This window comes from Paucibacter sp. Y2R2-4 (assembly GCF_025717535.1).
Taxonomy (GTDB): domain Bacteria; phylum Pseudomonadota; class Gammaproteobacteria; order Burkholderiales; family Burkholderiaceae_C; genus Paucibacter_A.
Map to the genome: position 1 here is coordinate 668242 of NZ_JAJIRO010000003.1, position 24213 is coordinate 692454.

Annotated in this window: 20 protein-coding genes; 11 read left to right on the plus strand and 9 right to left on the minus strand. The window is 63.4% G+C overall.

All coding sequences use genetic code 11. The features are described 5' to 3' along the window. Window positions 1-8: 8 nt before the first annotated feature. Genes potE through LNV06_RS14320 form a run of 3 tightly spaced genes read left to right on the plus strand, consistent with a single transcriptional unit; the run spans window position 9 to window position 4604 of the window. On the plus strand, window positions 9-1340 hold the full coding sequence (gene potE / locus LNV06_RS14310; RefSeq protein WP_263538963.1) for a putrescine-ornithine antiporter: 1332 nt from the start codon (window positions 9-11) through the stop codon (window positions 1338-1340). A gap of 22 nt (window positions 1341-1362) precedes the next feature. Continuing rightward, window positions 1363-2280: an amino acid ABC transporter substrate-binding protein gene (locus tag LNV06_RS14315; RefSeq protein WP_263538964.1), complete on the plus strand. Its 918-nt coding sequence runs from the start codon at window positions 1363-1365 to the stop codon at window positions 2278-2280. Window positions 2281-2300: 20 nt separating this feature from the next. After that, complete coding sequence (locus LNV06_RS14320) at window positions 2301-4604, plus strand: Orn/Lys/Arg family decarboxylase (RefSeq protein WP_263538965.1); 2304 nt, start codon at window positions 2301-2303, stop codon at window positions 4602-4604. A 22-nt stretch (window positions 4605-4626) separates the two neighbouring features. Here the strand turns inward: LNV06_RS14320 and LNV06_RS14325 are convergent, their stop codons facing one another. Then, complete coding sequence (locus LNV06_RS14325; RefSeq protein ID WP_263538966.1) at window positions 4627-5958, minus strand: aminotransferase-like domain-containing protein; 1332 nt, start codon at window positions 5956-5958, stop codon at window positions 4627-4629. A 106-nt stretch (window positions 5959-6064) separates the two neighbouring features. Between LNV06_RS14325 and LNV06_RS14330 the strand changes: the two genes are divergently transcribed. Then, window positions 6065-6961 (plus strand): DMT family transporter, encoded by an 897-nt coding sequence (locus LNV06_RS14330; RefSeq protein ID WP_263538967.1) that lies wholly within the window; start codon window positions 6065-6067, stop codon window positions 6959-6961. A 14-nt stretch (window positions 6962-6975) separates the two neighbouring features. Here the strand turns inward: LNV06_RS14330 and LNV06_RS22600 are convergent, their stop codons facing one another. Together LNV06_RS22600 and LNV06_RS14345 are read right to left on the minus strand one after the other, a co-directional pair. Beyond that, the gene (locus LNV06_RS22600; RefSeq protein ID WP_318013495.1) at window positions 6976-8526 is read right to left on the minus strand and encodes a methyl-accepting chemotaxis protein; all 1551 of its coding nucleotides are present in this window, start codon (window positions 8524-8526) and stop codon (window positions 6976-6978) included. A 248-nt stretch (window positions 8527-8774) separates the two neighbouring features. Continuing rightward, complete coding sequence (locus LNV06_RS14345) at window positions 8775-12338, minus strand: indolepyruvate ferredoxin oxidoreductase family protein (RefSeq protein WP_263538968.1); 3564 nt, start codon at window positions 12336-12338, stop codon at window positions 8775-8777. 366 nt (window positions 12339-12704) lie between these two features. Here LNV06_RS14345 and LNV06_RS14350 point away from each other — a divergent pair, with 366 nt between their 5' ends. Continuing rightward, window positions 12705-13199, plus strand: coding sequence for an Lrp/AsnC family transcriptional regulator (locus LNV06_RS14350; protein ID WP_263539146.1), 495 nt, complete (start codon window positions 12705-12707; stop codon window positions 13197-13199). On the opposite strand, the gene LNV06_RS14355 is transcribed toward LNV06_RS14350, so the two are convergent. Beyond that, window positions 13187-14743 carry a methyl-accepting chemotaxis protein gene (locus LNV06_RS14355; RefSeq protein WP_263538969.1) on the minus strand — a complete coding sequence of 519 codons (1557 nt, stop codon included), beginning with the start codon at window positions 14741-14743 and terminating at the stop codon, window positions 13187-13189. The genes LNV06_RS14350 and LNV06_RS14355 overlap by 13 nt on opposite strands. 272 nt (window positions 14744-15015) lie before the next feature. Between LNV06_RS14355 and LNV06_RS14360 the strand changes: the two genes are divergently transcribed. Continuing rightward, complete coding sequence (locus tag LNV06_RS14360; protein WP_263538970.1) at window positions 15016-15732, plus strand: PEP-CTERM sorting domain-containing protein; 717 nt, start codon at window positions 15016-15018, stop codon at window positions 15730-15732. A gap of 83 nt (window positions 15733-15815) precedes the next feature. Here LNV06_RS14360 and LNV06_RS14365 read toward each other — a convergent pair whose 3' ends face one another. Next, complete coding sequence (locus LNV06_RS14365; protein WP_263538971.1) at window positions 15816-17117, minus strand: alpha/beta fold hydrolase; 1302 nt, start codon at window positions 17115-17117, stop codon at window positions 15816-15818. Between the two features lie 256 nt (window positions 17118-17373). Here LNV06_RS14365 and LNV06_RS14370 point away from each other — a divergent pair, with 256 nt between their 5' ends. Further along, window positions 17374-17733, plus strand: a complete 360-nt coding sequence (locus LNV06_RS14370) for a BON domain-containing protein (RefSeq protein WP_263538972.1) — start codon at window positions 17374-17376, stop codon at window positions 17731-17733. Window positions 17734-17787: 54 nt separating this feature from the next. On the opposite strand, the gene LNV06_RS14375 is transcribed toward LNV06_RS14370, so the two are convergent. Then, window positions 17788-17940, minus strand: a complete 153-nt coding sequence (locus tag LNV06_RS14375) for a DUF3149 domain-containing protein (protein ID WP_263538973.1) — start codon at window positions 17938-17940, stop codon at window positions 17788-17790. A gap of 229 nt (window positions 17941-18169) precedes the next feature. On the opposite strand from LNV06_RS14375, the gene LNV06_RS14380 reads away from it, so the two are divergent. The 3 genes from LNV06_RS14380 (at window position 18170) to LNV06_RS14390 (ending at window position 21319) form a co-directional block, all read left to right on the plus strand. Next, window positions 18170-19087, plus strand: a complete 918-nt coding sequence (locus LNV06_RS14380) for an EamA family transporter (protein WP_263538974.1) — start codon at window positions 18170-18172, stop codon at window positions 19085-19087. Window positions 19088-19136: 49 nt separating this feature from the next. Beyond that, entirely contained in the window at window positions 19137-19913 is a 777-nt protein-coding gene (locus tag LNV06_RS14385) for a hypothetical protein (protein ID WP_263538975.1), read from the plus strand. Between the two features lie 128 nt (window positions 19914-20041). Next, entirely contained in the window at window positions 20042-21319 is a 1278-nt protein-coding gene (locus LNV06_RS14390; protein WP_263538976.1) for a glycoside hydrolase family 18 protein, read from the plus strand. A gap of 49 nt (window positions 21320-21368) precedes the next feature. Here LNV06_RS14390 and LNV06_RS14395 read toward each other — a convergent pair whose 3' ends face one another. The 3 genes from LNV06_RS14395 to LNV06_RS14405 all read right to left on the minus strand — a co-directional run bounded on the left by LNV06_RS14395 (window position 21369) and on the right by LNV06_RS14405 (window position 23046). Then, on the minus strand, window positions 21369-21917 hold the full coding sequence (locus LNV06_RS14395; RefSeq protein ID WP_263538977.1) for a DUF3455 domain-containing protein: 549 nt from the start codon (window positions 21915-21917) through the stop codon (window positions 21369-21371). 161 nt (window positions 21918-22078) lie between these two features. Beyond that, window positions 22079-22795, minus strand: coding sequence for an SDR family oxidoreductase (locus LNV06_RS14400; protein WP_263538978.1), 717 nt, complete (start codon window positions 22793-22795; stop codon window positions 22079-22081). Continuing rightward, complete coding sequence (locus LNV06_RS14405; RefSeq protein WP_263538979.1) at window positions 22792-23046, minus strand: TIGR02450 family Trp-rich protein; 255 nt, start codon at window positions 23044-23046, stop codon at window positions 22792-22794. The genes LNV06_RS14400 and LNV06_RS14405 overlap by 4 nt, the downstream gene beginning before the upstream one ends. 148 nt (window positions 23047-23194) lie before the next feature. Between LNV06_RS14405 and LNV06_RS14410 the strand changes: the two genes are divergently transcribed. Next, a complete protein-coding gene (locus tag LNV06_RS14410; RefSeq protein ID WP_263538980.1) occupies window positions 23195-24196 on the plus strand; it encodes an NAD(P)/FAD-dependent oxidoreductase in 1002 nt (333 codons plus the stop codon). The last annotated feature ends 17 nt before the right edge of the window (window positions 24197-24213 follow it).

The window sequence follows — 24213 nt, forward strand, 5'->3', positions numbered from 1 at the left end:
AGGCCGGCATGGCTGATTCCAGCAAGAAGATGAGCTTGATGGGGCTGACCACCCTGGTGGCGGTCAATATGATGGGCTCCGGCATCATCATGTTGCCGGCCAATATGGCGCAGATCGGGGCGGTGTCGCTCTTGTCCTGGGCCATCACCGCCGTGGGCTCGATGGCGATTGCCTACAGCTTCGCGCAGTGCGGTCTGTTTTGCGCCCGCTCCGGCGGCATGTCGGCCTATACCGAAGAGGCGCACGGCAAGTCCGGCTTCTTCATGGCCTCTTTTCTGTACTACCTCTCGCTGGCCATCGGCAATGTGGCGATTGCCATCTCGGCGGTGGGCTACATCACGCCCTTCATTCCTTGGCTGGGCACCGGCGCCACACCGCTGTTCGTCGGCGTGGTGGCACTGTTGTGGCTGACCACGGTGGCCAATTTCGGCGGGCCTAAGCTGACCGGGCGCATCGGCGCCTTCACCGTCTGGGGCGTCATCATTCCGGTGGCGGGGCTGTCGGTGATGGGTTGGTTCTGGTTCAAGAGCGATGTGTTTGCTCAGGCCTGGAACCCGCATGGCGCGCCGCTCGGTGAAGCCATCTCCTCCAGTATCCCGCTGACGCTCTGGGCCTTTTTGGGCATGGAGTCGGCGGCCGCCAACTCCGACGCGGTGGAGAACCCCAAGCGCAATGTGCCGCTCGCTTGCTTGTTTGGCACCGGCGGTGCGGCCGTGGTCTACATCTTGTCCACCACCGTCATCCAGGGCATCGTGCCCAATGAAGCGCTGGCGCATTCCACCGCCCCCTTTGCCTTGGTCTACTCCACCATGTTCACGCCATGGGTGGGCAATCTGATTTTGGCCTTGGCGGTGGCGGCCTGTGTGGGCTCGCTGCTGGGTTGGCAGTTCACCCTCAGCCAAGTCTCCAAGGCGGCGGCGGACCAGCGCATGTTCCCCAAGTTCTTTGCGCGCGTGACGGCGGCCGAGGCTCCTGTTGTCGGCATGGTGGTGGCGGGCGTGCTGCAGACGCTGATGGCGGTGTCCACCATGTCGCCCGATGCGGCGGCGCAGTTCGGCAAGCTGGTCAATCTGGCGGCGGTGACGAACTTGATTCCTTACGTCACCTCCTTGTCGGCCTTGCTCATCATCATGCACAAGGCCCAGGTCAGCGCCAGCGTCTTCAATCGCAATATGCTGGCCCTCTTGGTGGCCATGGCCTACAGCTTCTACGCCCTGTATGCCTCGGGCCAGGAAGCGGTGTTCGGCGGCATGATCGTGATGGCTGTGGGCTATCTGATCTATGGCTTTATTGCGCATCGCTTCATTGAGGCGCCTGCAGCAGCGGGGCCGCGCGCCTGAGGCCAGAAGAAGGAGAAAACCGATGAAAAAGATCTTCCAAACTTCCATGCTGCAGGGACTGGTCTGCAGTCTCATGGTCTTGGCCATGGCGCCGCAAGCCGCCAGCGCCCAAGCGCTGGATCGAATCAAGAAAACCGGCAGCTTGCAGCTCGGCTTTATCGATGGGGCTGCGCCCTACTCTTACACCGGCGCCGATGGCAAGCCGGCGGGCTACGACATCGAGGTCTGCCAGTTCGTGGCTGAGGCGGTCAAGGCCAAGCTGGCCGCGCCCAAGCTGAATGTGCAGTACAGCGCCTTGAAGTCTGATGACGCCGAAGCCGCGGTCGCCCAGGGCAAGGTTGATTTGCTCTGCACCGCCACGGTGGAGTCTTTGAAGCGCCGCGAGCAGATGTCGTATTCCATCCCCGTCGTCAACGGCGGTGTTGGTGTCTTGCTGCGCAAGGACGCCCCGCAGGCCATGCGCGATGTGTTGAACGGCAAGGTCGCCCGTACCGGGCCGATCTGGCGCGCCACCGTCAATGGCGGGCGCAGCAATCACACCTATGCGGTGCGCGCCGGCACGGTCACGCAAGACTGGGTTCGCGAGCAGGTTCGCACGCTGGGCGTCACGGTCAATGCCATCGTGGTGGACGACTATGCCAAGGGCATTGAGTTGGTGAAGGCCAAGCAGGCCGACGCCTTCTTTGCCGAACGTGGCCTGTTGAAGGACTATGTGGAGCGCAACAAGGCCCAGGGCGACTTGGAAGTGCTGCCGCGCCGCTTTGCCTCGGAGCCGCTGGCCTTGGCCATGGGTCGCAATGACGATGACTTCCGCTTGCTGGTCGACACAGCCTTGAGCCGCCTGCTCAAGTCCAAAGACTTCCAGCCCCTGTACCAGCGCCATTTCGGGCCGCTGGATGCGGCCAGCCGGGTGATCTATCAAGAGTTCGCCTTGCCTTGATTGACGACGGAGTGAATGCCATGTCTCAGAACTCGATGATTCCCTCTCGTGTGCTTTGCATTGACGACGATCTGGTCGTCAAGTCCACCACCGCCAGCCGGCGCATTGCGGCCATCGTCGATGCCTTGCGGGCGCGCGGGGTGGAGGTGATCGAGTCGCTGTCTTATGAAGACGGTGAGGCCAATCTGGTCTCAGACAGCTCCATCCATTGCCTGCTCTTGGACTGGTCCCTGGGCGAGAACGATGAAGCCAGCCACGCCGCCGCCACTGCCTTGTTGCGCAATTTGCGCCGGCGCAATGCCGCGCTGCCGGTCTTCTTGCTGGCCGACCGCAAGGCCCGCAGCGGGCCGATGACGGTGGAGGTGGCCAGCCTGGCCGATGAGTTCATCTGGACGCTGGAGGACAGCCCCGACTTCATCGCCCGCCGTGTCGAGGCGGCGCTGAGTCGCTACTTTGACAATCTGCTGCCGCCCTTTGCTCGTGCCCTGGTCAACTACAACCGCGATGCCGAGTACTCCTGGGCGGCGCCCGGCCACCAAGGCGGCGTGGCCTTCACCAAGTCACCCATCGGCCGGCTCTTTCACGATGCCTATGGCGAGACCTTGTTTCGCACCGATATGGGCATCGAGCGCGGCGCCTTGGGGTCGCTGCTTTCGCACACCGGGCCTATCGGCGAGAGCGAGCAGTACGCTGCGCGCGTCTTCGGCAGTGATCGCAGCTACTCGGTGCTGAACGGCACCTCGGCCTCCAACCGCACCATCATGTCGGCCTGCATTGGCGAGCAGCAAATCGCGCTGTGCGACCGCAACTGCCACAAGTCCATCGAGCAAGGCCTGGCCATCACCGGCGGCATCCCCGTCTTCTTGCAGGCCGGGCGCAATCGCTATGGCGTGATCGGGCCTATCCACCCGGACCAGATGACGCCGGCCGCCATCGCCGCCAAGATCGCCGCCAACCCGCTGGCTGCCGCAGCCAAGTCCAGCCAGCCGGTCTACAGCGTGGTCACCAACTGCACTTACGACGGCATGTGCTACGAAGCCAAGGCGGCTGAAGCCTTGTTGGGCCAAAGCGTGGACCGACTGCATTTCGATGAAGCCTGGTACGGCTATGCCCGCTTCAACCCCATGTACCGTGATCGTTATGCGATGCGTGGCGATGCCCTAAGCCATGACAAGAGCGGACCGACGGTGTACGCGACGCATTCCACGCACAAGCTGCTGGCGGCACTCTCGCAAACCTCCTTCATCCATGTGCGTGACGGCCGTGGCGCCATTGAGCATGGCCGCTTCAACGAGGCTTACGGCGCGCAGGCCTCGACCTCGCCGCTCTATGCCTTGATCGCCAGCAATGAAGTCGCCGCCGCCATGATGGCCGGCCCTTCGGGCGAGGCGTTGACCCAGGATGTCATCGACGAAGCGATTGCCTGCCGCCAGGCCGTCGCCCAAGTGCAGCGCGAGCTGGCCGCCCAGGGCGAGTGGTTCTTCACGCCCTGGAACGCGCCCGAGGTCAGCGACCCCGCAACAGGTGCGCGTTACGCCTTTGCCGATGCTCCCGCCGAGCTCTTGGCGCGCGAGCCTTCATGTTGGGTTTTGCACCCCGGTGAAAGCTGGCACGGCTTTGACAACATCCCCGATGGCTGGTGTCTGCTCGACCCCATCAAGTTCGCTGTGGTTGCGCCGGGCATGCAAGACGATGGGCAGTTGGCCGAGCAAGGCATTCCCGGCGACTTGGTGACGGCCTATCTGAGCCAGCACGGCATCGTGCCATCCCGCACCACCTCGCACATGGTGCTGTTCTTGTTCTCCATGGGCGTGACCAAGGGCAAGTGGGGGACCTTGATCAATACGCTGCTCGACTTCAAGCGCGACTACGACGCCAACAAGCCGCTGGCCGAGGTGTTGCCGCGGGTCTTGGCCGCTGCGCCGGCGCGTTATGCCGGCCTGGGGCTGAAGGATCTGGGTGATGCCATGTGGGCCGAGCTGCGCCGCAGCCGCATGGGCCACTGGGAGGCGCAGGCCTATGCCCAGCTGCCGCAGCCGGTGTGCACGCCGCGCCAGGCCTTCCAGCAGTTGATGGCCGGCGAAGCCGAGTTGCTGCCGCTGGACCAGTTGGCCGGCCGCACCGTGGCCGTGGGCGTGATTCCCTATCCACCGGGCATCCCCATCGTGATGCCAGGCGAGAACATCGGCCCTGCCGACGGCGCCTGGATCAGCTATCTGCGCGTGCTGCAGCACTGGGCCGAAGCCTTCCCGGGCTTTGCCAAAGAGGTGGAAGGCACGATAGAGAAAGACGGGGTCTACCAAGTCTATTGCCTGAAGTCTTGAGCCACTTGAGGCCGCTTGGCCCTCAGTAGGCCTGGCTCTCGATGGTGCGGCGCACCTTCAGCAGCGCGCTGCGCAAGGCCTCTTGCGACACCGAGCCCAGCGCCAGCCGAAGGGCCTGCGGTGCCGCCCCGCTGGCAAAAGGCTGGGCGGTCGACACCGAGACCCCTTGGGCCAGCAAGGCCATGGCCACCTTGTCGGCGCGTTGCTCCTCCATCAGCGGCAGCCAGGCGAAGTAGGAACTGGGGTGGCGAATGCAGCGCATGCCTTGCATCAGTTCGCTGAGCAGGCCTTGTCGGGCCTGGGCGTCTTGGCGTTTCTCGGTTTCCAGCCGCTCCACCGTGCCATCGTTCAGCCAGCCGCAGGCCAGGGCGGTCATCACCCCGGGCGCATTCCAGGTGGTGGCGCGGATGGCGCGCTCAATTTGTGCCAAAAACGGGCTGGGCGCCACCACAAAGCCGACGCGCAGGCCGGCGGCCACGCTTTTGGACAGTCCGTTGATATAGACCGTCAGCTCCGGCGCAAGCGCAGCCAAGGGCGGCGGCGCCTGCTCGGCCAGATAGGCATAGGCAGCGTCTTCAATGATCAGCAAGCCATGGCGGCGCGCCACGGCCACCAAGGCGCGCCGATGGCTGGCGCTCATCACCCAGCCCATGGGGTTGTGCAAGGTGGGCATGGTGTAGACCGCCCGCACGCGGCGGCGCTGGCACAGGGCCTGCAGCGCCTCGGGATCCGGACCTTGGCCGGCAGAGGGCAGGGCGAGCAATTCCAGTCGGTGCGCTTCAGCCAGCAGCTTGAAGCCCGGATAGCTCAGCGCATCAATGGCCACCACATCGCCCGGCTGAAGCAAGGCCATCACCGTGGTGGCCAGCCCATGCTGCGCGCCGGACACCAGAGCGACCTGGCTCGCGTCTACGCGCAGACCACGCAGTTGCAAATGCTGGGCCACGGCCACGCGTTCATGCAGTCGCCCGCCGTGTGGCGGATAGCGCAGCTGCGCTTCCAGGTCACCGCTGGCGGCCAATTGGCGCAGTGCCGCGCGCAAGAGCTCGGCCTGGCCCGGCGTGCTGGGGTAGTTGAAGCTGAGGTCGATGGCATCCACAGGGGCGGTCTGTTGGTCGACCCCGTGGCCGCGGGGCAGGGCGGTCTCGCGCACAAAGCTGCCTCTTCCGGTTTCGCCGCTGACCAAGCCCATAGTCGCCAACTCGGCGTAGACACGGCTGGCCGTCACCAAGGCCATGCCCTCGCGCTGCGCCAGCTCTCGGTGGGTGGGGAGGCGGCTGCCTGGGGCTAAGGCGCCGGCATGAATTTCGGCCGCCATGCGGTCCACCACCTGCTTGTAGCGAGCTTGGGCCATTGAGCAATGTATCCATGACAATGATTTGAATGTATTGATTGTCCTGCCTAGCATCCGTAGGCATCAAGCCCTCGATTTCGAGGTCTAGGCCATGAAGGGACCGCAGGTGAAATTGCAAGAACAGGCACAAGCCCAGCGCGTAGATTCCGCTTGGGCGGGCTGGTTGAACGGCTTCATCGGCGTGCTGATCTTCAGCGCCTCGCTGCCGGCCACCCGCGTCGCGGTGCGCGAGTTTTCGCCGCTCTTCCTCAGTTCAGCGCGGGCCAGCATTGCCGCGCTTTTGGCGGCGGTCTTGCTGCTGCTGCTCAGGGCGCCGCGCCCCGGCCGTCATCAGCTGGGCTCGCTGGGCCTGGTAGCCGTGGGCGTGGTGCTGGGCTTTCCCTTGCTGACGGCTCTGGCCTTGCAGACCATCACCTCGGCGCACTCGATTGTGTTTCTCGGTCTCTTGCCGCTGTCCACGGCCTTGTTTGCGGTGCTGCGCGGCGGTGAGCGGCCCAAGCCGGTGTTCTGGGCTTTCTCGCTGCTCGGCAGCGCGCTGGTGGTGGGCTTTGCCTTGAGCCAAGGCGGTGGTGGCGCCTCGCTGGGCGATGCGCTGATGCTGGCGGCGATCTTGGTCTGCGGTCTGGGCTATGCCGAAGGGGCGAAGCTGGCGCGCGGCCTGGGTGGCTGGCAGGTGATCAGCTGGGCCTTGCTGCTGGCCTGGCCCTTCATGGCGGTCTTGGCTTGGCTCTTGGCGCCGGCGCAGTTCAGCGGCATCTCGGCACCCGCCTGGTTGAGCCTGGGCTATGTGTCCCTGTTCAGCATGCTGATTGGCTTTGTTTTTTGGTACCGCGGCCTGGCGCAAGGCGGCATTGCTGCCGTGGGCCAGCTGCAGTTGCTGCAGCCCTTCTTTGGCCTGGCCTTGGCGGCGACCTTGCTGCATGAACAGGTCAGCCCGGGCATGTTGGGCGTGACCGTGGCGGTGATCGCCTGCGTGGCTGGGGCCCGCAGGTTTTCAAAGTAACTGCAGACGCCGAATCAGCGGCGCAGCTTGAAGACCGCAACGGCCTGCACCAACTGATCGGCCTGGCCGCGCAAGCTCTCAGCTGCCGCAGCAGACTCCTCCACCAAGGCGGCGTTTTGCTGCGTCGCCTGGTCCATCTTGGTGATGGCTTCCCCGACCTGCGCCACACCGCTGCTTTGCTCGGCGCTGGCCGAACTGATCTCGGCCACGATGTCCGACACCCGTTTGATGGCCGTGACGATCTCGCCCATGGTTTGGCCAGCTTGGCCCACCAATTGACTGCCAGTCTCGACCCGCTCCACGCTGTCCACGATCAAGGTCTTGATCTCGCGCGCCGCCTCGGCGCTGCGTTGCGCCAAGCTGCGCACTTCGGCGGCCACCACGGCGAAGCCGCGACCTTGCTCGCCGGCGCGCGCGGCTTCCACCGCCGCATTGAGGGCGAGGATATTGGTTTGGAAGGCGATGCCGTCAATCACCGCGATGATGTCGGAGATCTTCTTGGACGACTCATTGATGCCCCGCATGGTCTCAACCACCTGGTTGACCACCTGGCCCCCTTGTTCCGCGACCAGGGATGCATTCAATGAAAGTTGGTTGGCTTGATGCGCATTTTCAGCGTTATGCCGCACGGTGTTGCCGAGCTGGTCCATGGTGGCGGCGGTTTCCTGCAGCGCTGAGGCTTGCTCCTCCGTCCGCGCGGACAGATCTTGGTTGCCCTGTGCAATCTGAGCACTGGCGGTGGCCACGCTTTCCGCGTTGCTGCGCACATTGCCCACCACCTGGGTCAGTGAATCTTGCATGCCCGACAAAGCGTGCAGCAAGGGTGAAAACTCGTCTTGAGTGGTGTCCTCAATCGCAACAGTCAAGTCGCCATCGCGCACCCGCTCGGCCACGTGCTGTGAGCTCTGGACCCGTTGCCGAAGCGCCTTGGCGATCAGCAGCGACAGCGCCACCAAGCCGATCAGGCATGCGCCAACAATGGTCAATAGCAAGTTCAGCGTGGTGCCAATCTCCGAACGTACGCCGTCGATATCGTGGTTCAAAGAATCCTGCTGGTATTTGACGGTCTCGTCCAAGAGCTTCAGCACCTCGTTGCGAGCCGGAATCGTCTTGTCGACCAGGAAGGCAAAGGCTTCGTCCTTTTTGCCCTCTTGCACCAAGGCCAGATTGCTCTCGGCGACCTGCCAAAAGCGGTTCAACATCGGCGGCAAATCGGCGTAACGGCGCTTGCCTTCGGCCGTGTAAAGCAATTCCTCATAGGCCTTGGAGAGGTCGACGACCAGCTTTCGCTTGTTGCTGATGTCCTCCAAGGCAACGCCGCGCTCGGCATCGTTGCGGGCCAGCATGGCATGGCGCAATTGCAGCGAGATGCGAGTGATATTGAGCTCCATCGCTCCAATGCGCGTCAGCTGTGGCACTCGTCCCTTCTCGGTCGCTTCGGCCGTGGCCGCCACCGCGTGCAGCTTGACATAAGCCGTTGCAGCGACGCCTAGCAGGGCTAGCGATAGGACAAAAGACACCAAGTACAGCCTTTGGGCGATGCCTTTGGCCTTCAAAAAACCCATGATGCAAGTCCTTTTTGAATATCAACAAGCCCGTGCAAGACATACCCTGGCACGCATCAACACCGTCGCCAAGTTCTCGCATCCTGCGCCGTGAATGCTAGACGCGCTTTGACAATCATCAATGCGTTGTCGACCCGCAGGCCTTGAACTTGAGGAGTTGCGGACTTATTGCACACCATTTTGTTCCTGAGTTAAAGAAGCCCGCAGGGCTTGCGCGCTGCGGGCTTCTTGTTGGAGGAGGGGCTAAATCAAGCCAGCGTCTTCCACTGGGCCATCAAACCATCCCATTTGGCTCGAGCGGCGTGCACATGACGCTCCTTGACATGGCCGTAACCGCGAATCTCTTCGGGGATGCGGGCGATGTCCACGGCCAGATTCAGACGCTCGGCGCTCAAGCCCTTGGCCAGGATGGCTTCGATGCTGGCGCGGTACTCGGTGATCAGCGCGCGTTCCATCTTGCGCTCGGCGGTGTAGCCGAAGATGTCCAAGCTGCCGCCGCGCAAGCCCTTCAGGCCGGCCAGCAGGCGGAAGGCCGGGCGAACCCAGGCACCCATTTGCTGCTTGACCAATTCGCCCTTGGCGTTCTTCTTGGCCAGCAGCGGTGGGGCCAGGTGGTGCACCAGCTTGTAGTCGCCGTCGAACTGCGCGGCCACCTTGTCGAGGAACTTCTGGTCGGTGTGCAGACGGGCGACTTCGTACTCGTCCTTGTAGGCCATCAGCTTGAACAGATATCGGGCCACAGCCTCGCTCAGCTTGCTGCTGCCCAATGGGCTCTCCGCCGCGCGCACCTTTTCGACAAAGGCCTTGTAGGTCTCGGCATAGGCGCTGTCTTGGTAATCCACCAAGAACTCGACGCGCTTGGACATGATCTCGTCCAGGCTCTCGCGCTTGACGATCTGGATCACCTGAGTCGCGGCAAACAAAGCCTGCACAGCGGCCAGGCTATGCGCGCAGCGACGGCCCCATTCGAAGGCGATCTTGTTGTTCTCGATCTGCACATTGTTCAGCTCGATGGCGCGCATCAGCGCGGCATAGCTGAGCGGCACTCGGCCTTGCTGCCAGGCATAGCCCAGCATCAGTGGGTTGGTGTAGAGCGAGTCGCCGACCAGCTTGACGGCCACTTCTTCGGCATCAAACATGCCCACACCGTCCTTGCCCACGGCAGCAGCAACAGCGCTTTCGCAGGCGGCGCCGGGGAAGCTCCAGTTGGCGTCGTTGACCAGCGAGGCGGTCGGCGAGCCATGGGTGTTCAGCGCCACAAAGGTGCGGCCTTCTCGCATCACGGCCAGGGTGGTTTTGTTGGCGGCAACGATGGAGTCGCAAGCGATCACCAAGTCAGCCTCGGCGGTACCGACCTTGGTGCAGTGGATGGCGGCTTCGCTGTTGGCGATCTGGATGTGGCTCCAGGTGCTGCCGCCCTTTTGCGCCAAGCCGGCCGCGTCTTGGGTGATCACGCCCTTGCCTTCCAGGTGGGCGGCCATGCCCAAGAGCTGGCCGATGGTGATGACGCCGGTGCCGCCGACGCCGCCGACCACAATGCCCCAGGCTTTTTCGGGGTTAGGAATCAGCGGCTGGGGCAGGGTGCCTAGGGTGGCATCAAAGGGGCTGAGGCGCTTGTCTTTCTTGGGCTTCTTCAGCTCGCCACCTTCCACGGTGACGAAGCTGGGGCAGAAGCCCTTGACGCAGGAATAGTCCTTGTTGCAGGTGTTCTGGTTGATCTGGCGCTTGCGGCCAAACGGGGTCTCCAGCGGTTCGATGGACAGGCAGTTCGATTGGATCGAGCAGTCACCGCAACCTTCGCAGACCAGCTCATTGATGACCACGCGCTTGGCGGGGTCCACCAACTTGCCCCGCTTGCGGCGGCGGCGCTTCTCGGTGGCGCAAGTCTGGTCGTAGATGATGGCGGTGGTGCCGGGGATCTCGCGGAACTCGCGCTGAATGGCGTCGAGCTCGTCGCGGTGATGCACGGTCACGCCGGGCAGCAGGTTCACGCCCTCGTACTTGGCCGGCTCATCGGTCACGATGACCAGCTTGGCCACGCCCTCCGACGTCACGCTTTGCATGATCTGCAAGACCGTGTGGCCTTCGGCGCGCTCGCCCACTTGCTGGCCGCCGGTCATGGCGACCGCGTCGTTGTAGAGAATCTTGTAAGTGATGTTGACGCCGGCGGCGATGCTCTGGCGAATCGCCAAGATGCCGCTGTGGAAGTAAGTGCCGTCACCCAAGTTCGAGAAGATGTGCTTCTCGTTGGTGAAGGCGGCCTGGCCCACCCATGGCACGCCCTCGCCACCCATTTGCGTGAAGGTGGCGGTGTTGCGGCCGGGCATCCAGGTGACCATGTAGTGGCAGCCGATGCCGCCCACGGCGCGCGAACCTTCGGGCACGCGGGTGCTGGTGTTGTGCGGGCAACCGCTGCAGAACCAAGGCGTGCGGTCGGCGCCGCCGGCGGTCTTTTCTTCGTTCTTGAGCGAGGCTTCCTTGGCGTCGATGATGGCGACGCGGGCGTCCAGGCGGGCGGCCACATCGGCGTCCACGCCCAGCTTCTTCAGACGCTTGGCAATCGCGCGGGCGATGATGGCCGGCGTCAGATCGGCCTGCGGGCGCAGCAGCCAGTTCTTGCTTGGGTTGGCCATGCCCCATTCGCCGCCGAGTGCGCCGGAGTCGGCGTCATCGTCGAACTTGCCCAGCACATGCGGGCGCACATCGGGGCGCCAGTTGTAGAGCTGTTCCTTGATTTGGTACTCGATGACCTGGCGCTTTTCTTCCACCACCAAGATCTCTTGCAGGCCGTCGGCAAAGTCGCGGGTGATGGTCGCTTCCAGCGGCCACACCACATTGACCTTGTGCAGGCGGATGCCCAGGCGCCGACAGGTGTCGTCGTCCAAGCCCAGGTCGTGCAAGGCTTGGCGGGTGTCGTTGTAGGCCTTGCCGGAGGCAATCAGACCGAAGCGGTCCTGCTTGGTCTCGATGACGTTGTAGTTCAGCTTGTTGGCGCGCACATAGGCCAGGGCGGCGTACCACTTGTGGTCCATCATGCGGGCTTCTTGATCCAGTGGTGGATCGGGCCAGCGGATGTGCAGCCCGCCGGCCGGCATCGGGAAGTCTTCCGGCAAGATGATCTTGACGCGGTCCGGGTCCACGCTGACCGAGGCGGAGGACTCGACGATTTCTTGAATCGTCTTCATGCCCGACCACAGGCCCGAGAAGCGGCTCATGGCAAAGGCGTGCAAGCCCATGTCCAAGATGTCTTGCACGCTGCTGGGGAAGAACACCGGGAAGCCGGCGGCCTTGAAGACGTGGTCGCTCTGGTGCGCGGCGGTGGAGCTCTTGGCGATATGGTCATCGCCGGCCACCGCGATCACGCCACCATGCTTGGAGGTGCCGGCCATATTGGCGTGTTTGAACACGTCAATGCTGCGGTCCACGCCCGGGCCTTTGCCGTACCAGATGCCGAACACGCCGTCGTACTTGGCCTTCTCGGGGAAGAGGGCCAGCTGCTGCGTGCCCCAAACGGCAGTGGCGCCCAGTTCTTCATTGACGCCGGGTTGGAAAACGATGTTCTGCTTGGCCAGATGCTTCTTGGCGGCTTGCAGCGCCTGGTCATAGCCACCCAGCGGCGAACCCCGATAGCCCGACACAAAGCCGGCGGTGTTGAGGCCGGCGATGGCATCGCGGGTGCGCTGCAACATCGGCAAGCGCACAAGGGCCTGCACCCCGCTCATGAACGCGCGACCGCTGTCCAGCGCGTATTTGTCGTCCAGCGTCACTTTTTCTAGCGCGCGCAGGATGTGGTCGGGCAAAGGTGCATTCATGGTGGTGTCGCTCTTTTGTCTCTTTTGGGGTTCCGGGTGGGCTGTTCGCTGCTTGTGGCGGCGCCGCCCCCGTAGATATCGGCAGTATTACCGGGCATGGGAGTGTAGGCAAAGCCTGCCCGCAGGTGCTTTCTCTTTGCTGTTGTTTTTGCGTGTGTGGAGCAATAATGTTTCTCTGATGCGGAAATAGCGATGCAATTTGCATCTGCATTCATTGCTTCGCAGCAAAGCAGGAGACATTTGATGGCTAAATCCAGTAGCGCCAGCAGTTCCAGCAAAGCCCCGGCCCCAGCCTCAGCCCCAAGCGCCGCGCGAGCCGGGGATGCGCCGGAGCTTGAGGACGCCGAGCTCGGCGCCGCCTCCGGCATGGGCCTGGACCGCTATCACATCGCCATCCTCGGCGAGTTGCAGCGCGATGCGCGCCTGTCCAATGCCGAGCTGTCCGCGCGCATCGGCCTGTCCACCGCGCCGACTTGGCGCCGGGTGCGCTGGCTGGAGGAGCAGGGCTTCATCACCGGCTACCGCGCCGAGATCGACCGCCGCAAGGTCGGCCTGGGCGTCCTGGCCTTTGTGCGAGTGGATGCCGACCGCAACAACGGCGCCTCCACCAAGCCGCTGGAAGACGCCATCCGAGCCCAGCCCGAGGTCATCAGCTGCCACTACATTTCGGGCGCCGGCACCTTTGAGCTGCAAGTCTTGGCCACCGACCTCGATGCCTTCAGCCGCTTCACCATCGATGTGCTGCTCAATCTGCCTAACGTCAAAGATGTGCACACCAGTTTTTCGCTGGGCGAGGTGAAGGCCGGGGCCTTGACGCCTTTGGCCCATTTGGATCACAAGGCTGTTGCTCAGTTGAAATGAGCTGGCGTCTCACTGACTTTGAAAGAGCTAACAATGGCCGCCAGGGCTTGGGCTTGCTGTCTTAAGCCCTCGGAGGCTGCGGCCGACTCTTCCACCAGAGCGGCGTTTTGTTGGGTGGCATGGTCCAGCTGCGAAATGGCGGTGTTGACCTGGCTGATGCCTGCGCTTTGCTCGCGGGTGGCGGTGCTGATCTCGCCCAACATGGTGTTGACGTGGCGCACCTGTTCTACCAGTTCGGCCATGGTGCGACCGGCCTCGGCGGCCACTTCTGAACCGCTTTCGACCTTGCTGACACTGTCGCCGATCAGCGTCTTGATCTCGCGAGCCGCTTGAGCGCTACGCTGGGCCAAGATTCGCACCTCGCCAGCCACCACGGCAAAACCGCGCCCTTGTTCCCCTGCGCGAGCGGCCTCCACCGCGGCGTTCAAGGCCAGGATATTGGTCTGAAAGGCGATGCCATCGATGACGCCGATGATGTCCGAAATCTTTTTGGAGCTGCCATTGATTTGCTCCATGGTGGAGACCACACGCGCCACCGCTACGCCGCTGCGTTCGGCCGTGCGTGAGGCTTGGTGCGCCAGCTCATTGGCCTTGCTCGCGGTTTCGGCGTTGTTCTTCACGGCGGCAGACATTTGGTCCATGGACGCTGCGGTCTGCTCCAAAGCTGAGGCTTGCTGCTCGGTGCGCATGCTCAGATCGTTGCTGCCGGTGGAGATGTCCCCGGAAGCGCCGGACACTTCCACCGCGCTGCTGCGGATCTGATCGACGGTGGCGGCCAGATGCACCTGCATGCGCTGCATGGCGTGCAGCAGCTGCCCCATTTCATCTTCGCTTTGGATCTCGATGCGTGAGCTCAGGTCTTTGTCACTGATCAAGGCTGCCACTCGCAGCGCTTCGCGCAAGGGCCGGGTGATGGAGCTGATGATGCGCCAGGCCAGCCCTATTCCGGCGGCCAGTGCTAAGCCCAACACCAACAGCACAACCCAGACGGAGGATCTGAAGGCCTGTTGGCTTTTGGCGTATTCCAACTCGGCCACGGTCAGCTGTTCGTCGACCAATTCAGCGATGGCGCCGGTGAAGGGATCAATCGCGGGGTAAAGCTCTTGGGTCGCGAAAGCCTCGAGTTGCTCGGCGTTTTGAGACTGCAGCAGGTCTTTGAGCTTGAGCGTGCCAGCCTTGGCCGGCGCCATCAGGGCAGTGGCCTTGGCCAACAAGCGGGCTTCATTGCCCTCGATCTTGGTGGCGGTGTAGGCCGCCCATTGCTGAGCCACGATGTGCTCCGCTTCGCCCACCAGTTTCAGGGCGGCGCTCGGGTCTAGGCTGCGGGCGCGCACCTTGTGCGTTGTGTCCACCACATTGACGGCATAGGCATCCGAAACCTGCTTGAGCTGTTTGAGCGGCACCACGCGGTCTTTGTAGACGGTGTCAATGGCTGCATTCATCTCCGACATGGCATGCAAACACCAGCCGCTGACCAAGCCCAGCATCAGCATGAGCAAAGTGGAAAGCAACACCAGCCGCGCTTTGATGCTGTTGATCTGCATACAAACCTTTCAGGCTCAGTCCTGCATGCACTCTACGTGTGATGCCGCTGTTCGTCATTCTTTTTGAAGCAATGTCTGAGGGTCAGGTCTTGCGACTTGGGGGGGGCGTGCCTGCCCGATGCCTGGCCCCGTCAGCTGCTGGGGCTAGGGGAAATGCTCCCCCTGAGTTGAGCGCCCCTGATTCAAGCGCCCTTGAACGCGGGCTAGGCGCTGAGGAGCTGTTTCAAGAAGATGTGGGCCACGGACATTCAAACTCAAGCGTGAACCCTCCAATGAAACACCTCATCCTCAGCGCCGCCCTGCTGGCCTCAGGCCTGGCCCAGGCCAGCCCTTTGTTCATGAATGCCGCCGATTTCGTCGGGTCGAATGGCTTGTCGGTGTTGAATTCCACGGCGGGAGATGGCACTCTTGGCTTCGCCGCGAACAGCAACTTTCGCGTGGCGGAAGATTTCAAAGTCACGGGCAATGGCTGGCATGTGCAAAGCCTGGACTTCTTTGCTTATCAAACGGGGGGCAATGGCTTCACCTTCACCGGCGCTACCTGGCAAATCAAGTCGGGTGATGTGAACAGCGGTCAGATCATCGCTTCCGGCAGCAACGAGGTGAGCAATGGGGGTAGCGTGGGCTACCGCGTCACCAGCACCACCTTGAGCAACACCAGTCGCAACATCTATCGCATTCAGGTGGATATCCCCGATATCGACTTGTTCGCAGGCGACTACTGGATGACCTGGTCGCTGACGGGCACATCGGCATCAGGGCCTTTCGCCCCTTCCCTGGTGACTCCTGGAGGCAATGCGCAGCAAGGCCCAGTCAACGGCCTTTTTGCTCAGGTCCTTGACAGCGGCAGCAGTCGAGCGGTGGAGCTTCCCTTTGCTGTGAATGGCTCGTTGCTGCCGCAAAGCAATGCGGTGCCAGAACCTTCGGGGCTCTTGCTCACCGCTTTGGCGGGGCTGGCCATGTTGGCCAGCAAGCGCCGTCGTCGCTGATCGATACGCCAACAAGGGCGCAGGGATGGGGCCGGAGCGCCATGCTCTGGCTTTTCGCCTAAGGGCGTCCGCACCTTGAAGGCTCAAGGCTTTGTCGCCGCTTCCTGCGCCTGTGCCAGGTGCTTGCGGTAGCTGTCCAGCACCCTGGGGCTCCGCCCGGCGGCTTCGCCCAAGCTCAGGGCGCGGCTGAATTCGGCGCGTGCCTCGGTGTGGCGACCGAGCTTCATCAGCACTTCGCCGTGGCTGTCGGCGGCATTGTCTGATTTGTCGTAAAGCCGGGCATTGGCGCTCAAAACCCAAGCCGCCAGTTGCACGCGCGGCGTCACTTGGCCATTGCCAAGGATGGCATAGCCGGCATTGTTGACCTCAGCTTCACTGAGGCCCGGCGCGCGAATGGCGAGGTCCACGGCAGCTTGCGGATCGGTTGCGCTGGCCGCGGCCTGCAAATCTTGACTGAGCTTGGCGCGCGCGGCTTCGATGGCGCGGCGCTGGGCTTGCTCTTGTGCCAGTCGAATCACCTGGTCGACGGCGGCGACCACCAACTGGGGCTCATCAAACTGGATGTGGTGGCCGCTGACCGGCGTCAGCACATGGGCGCCATTGCTGAATTGGCTGAAGAACTCGGTGTGCAACTGGCGCCAGGCGGCCATACCGGCGGGCGTGTGCAGGAGCACTTCGGGCTTGGCATAGCGCTTGGTGGAGGTCAGCACGACCGCCGGAACGTCGGGCAGCTGTGCCGTGGTCTTGTCGATGGCCGGCAGCCTGCCTGCGTCCATGATGCTTTGGATGTAGCGCAAATCAGCGCGGAACTTTTCCGGAGCGCCTTTTTCGAGTTGCGCCTGCTCGGCCGCCAAGCGCGGCGCATCCAGCGGTTTGAGCACTTGGTCGTAGCGCTCATGCGCGGGATCGACAAATACAAGGCCGGCGATTTGCTCGGGATGGCGGCTGGCAAAGTCGCGGATCAAGAACGCGCCATAGGAATGACCCACCAGCACATAGGGCGGCGGCAACTGGGCGGCTAGCAACAAGGCCGAAAGGTCGCGGCCACTTTGCTGCAAGCTGACCGGGGCCGGGCTGGCGTCACTCTGGCCATAGCCGGCTCGCGAATAGACCAAGACTTTGGCGCGCGGAGCCAATTGCGGTGCCACCCGGCGCCAGGCGCTCAGGTCCATGCTGAAGCCCGACTCAAAGACCACCGTGGCTGCGCCTTGGCCCATGCGAATGGCGTGCAGTTTGCGGCCGCCAATGTCGACCATCTCTTCGTTCGGCGCAGCGGGCGCTTGAGCGAGAGCGGCGACGCTCAGGCTGCTGAGCAGCAGCGCCGCGATGCTGCGGTTCAGCACTTTGTTCAAGGCGCTTTGCGGCCAGATCGATGGTGAGTTCATGGAAGGCGAGTCGAGCGGAGCGGGTTGGACAACAAGAGTGTGTGACTCTAGGTGGCCCTCCGTTCGCTGGCCTGCTGAATGCGCCAAAGCGGCGCTGCGCAGGGATAGACGGTCAAAAAGCTGGAACAGGCCGACGTGCAAAAACACAAGCTCGGGCTTGTTCGCGAACGCACAGACGCCTGCAGGGCCAGCAGCGACGCTGCGAGCAGCGCACAAGCCTCCTCTGGCTTGCGCTCACACCCGAAAGAGGCTCCTCATGACTCACTTCCGATCCGTCCCGCAACTCTTCCCTTGCGCATTGGCCGTGGCTGTTGCGCTGACTTTCGCTGCTTGCAGCAAAGCACCGGAGCCCAGCGTGGCATCACCGCCCGATATGGCTGCGACCGGCGCAGGCCCGGTTCAAGTTTCAGACCTTGCTGTCACCGAGCATGTGAAGACTGCCTTGCAGAACGACGAGGTGCTCAAGGGTTTTGACATCCAGGTCGTGACGAACAAGGGCGATGTGCGCTTGATCGGGGTCTTGAACACCCAGGCTCAGATTGATGAAGCCCTGCGTATTGCGCGGGCGGCGGAAGGGGCTCACAGCATTCACGATGAGCTGAGTGTGAAGCCATAGGGTGAGAGGGGCGGCTCCTTGCGACCGCTCTTGAGCGGCGTGGGCGTCTTGGGCTCAGGACTTTTGAGCCGCAGCGCGGGCTTCATCGGCATGCATATGGCCGATGAAGTAGCGCACATAAAAGGCGCCCATACCAAGCACGATGCCAATGGTGGCGATGCTGAAGAGGCCGACGTCGCTGCTGAAAAGATCCATGAAGAGTTTCATCTTTGCTCCTTGGGGTGCTGAGGGCTGGGCCCTCATGATGTGAATGATTGGATGCCTCGACGCCAGCGCCGTCTCTGACTTGGCTCAAGCTTTTTGCAGCTGAAGCCAAGGCGAACGCAGGGGTGGCTGTGTCCTTTGCGCTGCCTCAAGCGCGGCCGGGGATGAAGCCAGCCTGACGAGGGATGAAACTTTCAGAGGCTGAGCGGCGCTTGCCTCAGAATCCCGACTCATGAGTTCGAGCGCCCGACTTCCTTTCAAGCATTTCTTGCTGGCCCTGGCCGTGGTGGCTATTTGGGGCAGTAACTTCGTCGTCATACGGCTGGGCTTGAATGCGCTGCCGCCCTTGCTGTTTGCGGCCTTGCGCTTTTCTTTTGCGGTCTTGCCGGCGATCTTTTTCTTGAAGAAGCCGGATCTGCCTTGGCGCAATCTGGCGGCCTATGGGCTTTTGATCGGCGTCGGCCAGTTTGGGCTTTTGTTTTTGGCCATGCGCGGGCCGAATGCAGCGATTTCGCCGGGCCTGGCCTCCTTGGTGATCCAGACCCAGGTGTTCTTCACCCTGATGTTGTCGATGCGGATCAACAAAGACCGGGTGCAGGCTTATCAATGGCTGGCCCTGGCCTTGGCGGCCTCGGGCATTGCCTTCATCGCCAGTCATACCGATGGCAGCGCCACGCCCTTAGGTCTGCTGATGATTCTGGCGGCGGCTTTCAGTTGGGCCTGCGCCAATATGGTCGGCAAGCAAGCGGGGCGGGTGAATATGTTGGCCTATATGGTGTGGACCAGCGTCTTTGCGGTCCCGCCCTTGCTGCTCTTGTCCTTGATCGTCGAGGGGCCTCAGGCCATGGCGGCAGGCCTGGATCGGGCCGATCTCACGACCTGGGCCGCCGTGCTCTGGCAGGCTTTGGGCAACACCTTGTTCGGTTATGCCGCCTGGGGTTGGCTCTTGGCTCGGCATGCACCGGCCACCGTGGTGCCTATGGCTTTGCTGGTGCCGGTGTTCGGCATGAGCACGGCCGCTCTGGTCCTGGGCGAGAGCCTGCCGGCCTGGAAGCTGATCGCCGCCGCCCTCGTGCTCAGCGGCCTGGCTTTAAATCTGCTGTGGCCCTTGCGGCCTTGGCGTGCGGCGGCAGTGGCGGCGCGGTCCTGAGCTATTTTTCAGCGGACGTGGCGCAGCTGAAGCGCGTATGCTCCTCAGCATGTGGCACGCAAAACACCTCCCCTTCGCGCCTCGCCGGGCCTTCTTGTTCAGCCTTGCTGGTGTCGCCTGCAGTGGCGTCTGGGCGCAGGCGGGCGGCAATAAGTCGGCCGGCTTGCCAGCCAAGAACTTATGGATCGAGCTACGCTGGGTGGACAGCAGCGTCAGTGCCGCCGTTGTGGCCGGTGTGCGCGAAGGTGCGGTGGTAATCGGCACTTCCGGTTCGGTGTCGCCGCGCGGTGGCGCCAGCCTCAGCACTCAGCGGCGCGATGAGCACGGCGGCCAGGTGCAGCGGCTCCTGGTTTTGAACGGCAATGCGGCCTCGGTGCAGTTCACCGAGAACGTGCCCATGCAGTGGGTGGACTTTGGCATTCAGGTCGAGGCGCAGCCGGGTGCGCCGATCTCCGGGCCCCCCGCAGGCAAGGTCATCGCCGTGCCGCGCAGCGGTTTCACCGAGCAAACCCAGGGCTTCAACGTCACGCCGCAATGGCCGGGCGGGCAGGCCCCGGTGCGCTTGGAAGTGCGGGTGCAGTCCCCCACTCAAAGCTCTGGCCAAGCCTCTAACTATGGCTCCACCCAGGCCCATGGCGGGCAGGGTGCCGCTGGCACTGCGCAGACCACGGTGCTCAGCACGGTGTCCGCGCCCCTGGGCGAATGGGTGACGGTGGCGCGCAGCGGCGCCAGCGTTCAAGCCCGCGAGCGCGGTGTGCTCAGCACCCGTGATGCCGAAACCCAGCGCAGCCGCGAGTTGCAGATCCGCGTCGATCTGGCGCCTTGAAGTGGTCGCCGGGAGGCTTCGCCATGCCGGGGCGAGCAGCGCCCGGATCTTCAGCGAATCTTAATGATTGGTATTTAATTGGCATTGAATGCGGTGATAGGCTAGCGCCCTCACTCAGGAGTCGCCGATTGAAGACCTCAGCCCTTGTTCTTGCCCTCAGCTTGGGGCTCTTTGCCAATACTTGCGCACAAGCGGCTGAGCCGGCGCCTGCTGCACCGACTTCTCCTTCAGCATCGCTCTTCGGCGCCAAGCCCATGGCCTTTGAGCGCAGCAGCGCCAAGGTGGTCGGCGTGTATGTGCCGATGTGGGAGAGCACGGCGGTCGTCGACCGTATTCAGCCGGGCAGCGTGACCCATTTGCTCTACGCCTTCTTGCGCCTGTGCGGCCCGGGCCAGTTACCCAAGGATGCTGCTAAATGCGAGGGCAAGCAGGACTATCAACTCACCAGCGCCGGCGTGGAGAAACGCTTTGATGCCGCTTTCTTGCGACTCAAGGCCCGCGAGCCGCATGTGCAGGTGCTGGCCTCGGTGGGCGGCTGGGGCGGATCGGACGGTTTCTTCCATCTGGCCAATGACCCGGCGCGCCGCGCGGTGTTTGTCGCCTCGGCGCTGCAGTTCCTGCGTGATCACCCAGGTTTTGATGGTATCGACATTGACTGGGAGCACCCCGGCGACAACGGCGCATCCAACGGGGTACAACTCGGCAGCCCCGCCGATGGGCAGGGTTATGCCGATCTGATGCATGACTTGCGCCGTGCCTTTGACCGGCTCACTGCCGAGACTGGCCGACCTTATTTGGTGACCACGGCGGTCAACACCAGCCAGGCCGTGGTCAAGCGCATCAACTTCAAGCGCGCGGCCGAAGCCTTGGATCTGGTCTTCATGATGACCTATGACTTCTACGGCAACTGGTCCAAGGTGGCGGGCAATCACAGCACGCTGCGCAACTCCTCGCCCGAGGCCGATGACAGCATCGAACGCTCGGTCAAGAATCTGGATGAAGCCGGCGTGCCGCGCGCCAAGATGGTGGCTGGCGTGGCCATGTACGGGCGCGGCTTTATGGGGGTGGACAAGCCGCAAACTGGTGCCGCCAAGACGGGCGGCTACCCCGGCGCCGATGGTTCGGCCGGCTACCGCGAAATTGCCAGCCGCTACCTCGGCCCCAAGGGGCAGGGCCTGAATGGCTACAAAACGGTGTTCGATGCGCAGACCCAGGCCTGGAATTTGTTCCATCCCCAGAACAAGCTCTGGATGGGCTATGACGACCCACGCGCTGTGCTCTTGAAGGGCGACTATGTGCGTAAGAACGGCCTGGCCGGTCTGTTTGCCTGGGAGCTCAGCCAGGACAACGGCGATCTGCTCAACGCGATGAATCTGGGCGTGGGGCACTTGCCGCTGAAGCCCTGATCGAGCTTGGGCGCCAACCCTTGGGCCTCAGCCTGGACTCAGCTGAAGCTCAGGGTTTGGCGGCGTTGAACAGGTACACGGCCTTGTAGGAGATGCGGGCAATCTGGCCCGCCTGAGTGGCCGAGCAGCCGCCGGCCGGCGCTTTGCCGCCGCTGGTGCTGATGCGCTGAATGCTCTGGGTCTGAGCGAAAACGCCGCTGCCGCTATGGGACTTGGCGGCCAGCAGCAGCCAAGGGATGGCGTTGGCGTCCGGGCCGTTGTCGCGCGACTTCACTTCGCCGACCACCTTGCTGCCGTCTTGGGACTCCCAAGTCGGGCCGCCGTAATGCTTGCCCACGCTGCGGCCGCTGTCGTCAAAGAGTTCGGCTTCCGGGCCTTTGAAGCTCCATTCAAAGCGCTTGGCATCCTCTTTGCTGGCTTGGCACTCGTAGATCTGCACGCCAAAAGCTTGCAACTCCAAGTGTTGAACCTGTCCGCCCGGGGTTTTGATGGCTTCGGGCAAGGCGACGGTGCCGGCTTGTGCCGTAGCGCAGTACAGCAGGGCGGAGAAGAGGGCGGCGGGCAAGGGGCTGGACTTCAAGGCGGGAGCAAATGTCATGGATGTCAGGAATCAGGTGTCAGGTATAGGGTCAGGGTTGACTCAGCTGGCGTGTTTCATCTGGCTGCAGCCGAGTTGCCGATGATCGCTGGCGCCAGCCGCAGAGCCGAAAGTCACTCAGCGCTGCGACGTCTCGTGGGCCGAGAGCCCTTCCTGGTCCCTCACCAAGGCAGCGACTCTCCCGAGTAGCTCAGAAACTGACCGCTGTCCGCCGGGCTGAGGCGGCTCAACACGGCCAACATTTCCGCCGCTGCTTGGCTGGCCGGGCGACCGATCTCCGCGCCTCGAAACGGCGCCGAGAGCGCCGAGCTGACTGTGCCGGGGTGCAGCGCCACCAAGACGCTGCGCGCTTGCGTTCGGCGCAACTCAATGGCGGCCGTTTTCACCAACATATTGAGTGCCGCCTTGGAAGCCCGGTAGCTGTACCAGCCGCCCAGGCGGTTGTCCTCAATGCTGCCCACCTTGGCCGAGAGCAGGGCCATCACCGCGTGCTGGCGGTCCAACAAGGGCGTGAAGTGGCGCATCAGCAGGGCCGGGCCCAGCGTATTGACGCTGAAGGTGCTCAACATTTGGGCGTAGCTGAGCTGTGCGAGCTGCTTCTCCGGCATCTGCTGGCTCTGGTGCAGCGTGCCCGTGGCATTGATGATGAGGTGGAAAGGCCCTGCGTCTTGCAGCGCCAAGGCCGCGCGGGCAATCGAGGCCTCGTCTTCAAAGTCGATGGCAATCGAAGACCTGCGGTGCAGGCCCAGCACCTGGGCGCAGCGCGGGTCTTGCTGCAAGAGTTGCTCGAAGGCCTGGCCGATCGCGCCGCTGGCACCGACGACGAGGGCGCGATAGCCGTCCGGCAGGGTGTTCGCCGCAGTAGCCGTCGTGCTCATAGCCAGCCCTGCCGCCATTGGCTGTCGTCCTTCAACTCCCGCCAAGCAATGCGCCGGCACTGGCCGGAGTGAACCGCCTCCAAATCCACCCAGGCCAGGGCGGCGGTACTTGGCGCAGCGCTGGGCGGTGTGCTGGGTTCCGAGGTTTCCACCTCAATGAGGCGAACCACCATGAAGTGCTTCTCCTTGTTCTGCGGCAAGCACGCCGTCCATTTGCTGTGCAAGAGCTTCTTGGGATGAATGCGGTTCATGGGGCGCAGCCTAGCCCAGATCGGCCTTGCGCTGGAGCTGAGCCAGCGATGGCGCAGTCAGCCGTCGGGAGATTGTTTGACCGCCCTGCAGCCGGCGATCGCCTGGTGCAGGATGCTGGCTGTTAACGATGATCTTGGAAATAAACGCATGTCTTCGAGACCGCATGTCGCTGTGATCGGCGCCGGGCTGGCCGGTTTGTCTTGTGCGCTTCGCTTGCAGGAGGCCGGGCATAGGGTCACGGTTTTCGACAAAAGCCGTGGTGTGGCCGGTCGCATGAGCACGCGGCGCAACGACGCCTGGCAATGCGACCATGGCGCGCAGTACTTCACCGCCCGCAGCGCAGAGTTTCAAGCCGAGCTGGCGCGCTGGGTGGAGGCCGGTGTGGCGGCCTTGTGGACGCCGAGACTGCAGGTGTTCGGCGGCCTCGCTGCGCACTCGCCAGATCAAGAGCTGCAACGCTGGGTGGGCGCCCCCATGATGACGGCGCCGGCCCAATGGCTGGCGCAAGGCCTGCAGGTTCACAAAGAGGCCCAAGTAAGCGGATTGCTGCGCGAGGGCCAGGGCTGGCGCTTGTGTGGCACGGAGAGCGTGACCGGGGGCGAGGCTTTTGACCGGGTGGTTTTGGCCGTGCCCGCGCCCCAGGCGGCAGCGCTCTTGGCGGACTGTGCGCCGGCGCAAAGCCTGGCCGCCCAAGCCGCTGCGGTGCGCATGCGCGGCTGTTGGGCCCTGATGCTCAGCTATGCCCAGCCCTTGGACTTGGGCTATGACGCCGCCTTTGTCAATGCAGGCCCCTTGCGCTGGGTGGCGCGCAACAGCAGCAAGCCGGGCCGCAGCGGCGCTGAAACCTGGCTTTTGCATGCCGAGGCCGAATGGAGCGAGCAGCGCCTGGCGCTGCCGGCCGAGGCGGTGGCGGCGCAGATGCTGCAGGCTTTTGCGGACTTGGGCGGCCCGGCGCCGGCCACTTGGGTGACGCACCGCTGGCTTTATGCGGACACGGCGCCCGAGGGGCAGGCTGCGGCGCTCTCAAAGCCCGGGTATTTGTGGGTGCCCGAGCTGGCGCTGGGCCTGTGCGGCGACTGGTTGAACGGCGGCAAGGTGGAGGGCGCTTACTTGAGTGGGCGACAGTTGGCGGAGCAGGTGTTGGCCTGAAGCAAGGCCCCAACTTG

Excerpts from the sequence above, each read along its gene's own strand:
- LNV06_RS14405 (WP_263538979.1), bottom strand. The coding sequence starts at position 23,046 with ATGAACCGCATTCATCCCAAGAAGCTCTTGCACAGCAAATGGACGGCG.
- LNV06_RS14315 (WP_263538964.1), top strand. The coding sequence starts at position 1,363 with ATGAAAAAGATCTTCCAAACTTCCATGCTGCAGGGACTGGTCTGCAGT.
- LNV06_RS22600 (WP_318013495.1), bottom strand. The coding sequence starts at position 8,526 with ATGGGTTTTTTGAAGGCCAAAGGCATCGCCCAAAGGCTGTACTTGGTG.
- LNV06_RS14365 (WP_263538971.1), bottom strand. The coding sequence starts at position 17,117 with ATGAACTCACCATCGATCTGGCCGCAAAGCGCCTTGAACAAAGTGCTG.
- LNV06_RS14350 (WP_263539146.1), top strand. The coding sequence starts at position 12,705 with ATGGGCCTGGACCGCTATCACATCGCCATCCTCGGCGAGTTGCAGCGC.
- LNV06_RS14380 (WP_263538974.1), top strand. The coding sequence starts at position 18,170 with ATGAGTTCGAGCGCCCGACTTCCTTTCAAGCATTTCTTGCTGGCCCTG.
- LNV06_RS14410 (WP_263538980.1), top strand. The coding sequence starts at position 23,195 with ATGTCTTCGAGACCGCATGTCGCTGTGATCGGCGCCGGGCTGGCCGGT.
- potE (WP_263538963.1), top strand. The coding sequence starts at position 9 with ATGGCTGATTCCAGCAAGAAGATGAGCTTGATGGGGCTGACCACCCTG.
- LNV06_RS14385 (WP_263538975.1), top strand. The coding sequence starts at position 19,137 with ATGTGGCACGCAAAACACCTCCCCTTCGCGCCTCGCCGGGCCTTCTTG.
- LNV06_RS14325 (WP_263538966.1), bottom strand. The coding sequence starts at position 5,958 with ATGGCCCAAGCTCGCTACAAGCAGGTGGTGGACCGCATGGCGGCCGAA.
- LNV06_RS14370 (WP_263538972.1), top strand. The coding sequence starts at position 17,374 with ATGACTCACTTCCGATCCGTCCCGCAACTCTTCCCTTGCGCATTGGCC.
- LNV06_RS14360 (WP_263538970.1), top strand. The coding sequence starts at position 15,016 with ATGAAACACCTCATCCTCAGCGCCGCCCTGCTGGCCTCAGGCCTGGCC.
- LNV06_RS14345 (WP_263538968.1), bottom strand. The coding sequence starts at position 12,338 with ATGAATGCACCTTTGCCCGACCACATCCTGCGCGCGCTAGAAAAAGTG.
- LNV06_RS14375 (WP_263538973.1), bottom strand. The coding sequence starts at position 17,940 with ATGAAACTCTTCATGGATCTTTTCAGCAGCGACGTCGGCCTCTTCAGC.
- LNV06_RS14320 (WP_263538965.1), top strand. The coding sequence starts at position 2,301 with ATGTCTCAGAACTCGATGATTCCCTCTCGTGTGCTTTGCATTGACGAC.
- LNV06_RS14355 (WP_263538969.1), bottom strand. The coding sequence starts at position 14,743 with ATGCAGATCAACAGCATCAAAGCGCGGCTGGTGTTGCTTTCCACTTTG.
- LNV06_RS14400 (WP_263538978.1), bottom strand. The coding sequence starts at position 22,795 with ATGAGCACGACGGCTACTGCGGCGAACACCCTGCCGGACGGCTATCGC.
- LNV06_RS14395 (WP_263538977.1), bottom strand. The coding sequence starts at position 21,917 with ATGACATTTGCTCCCGCCTTGAAGTCCAGCCCCTTGCCCGCCGCCCTC.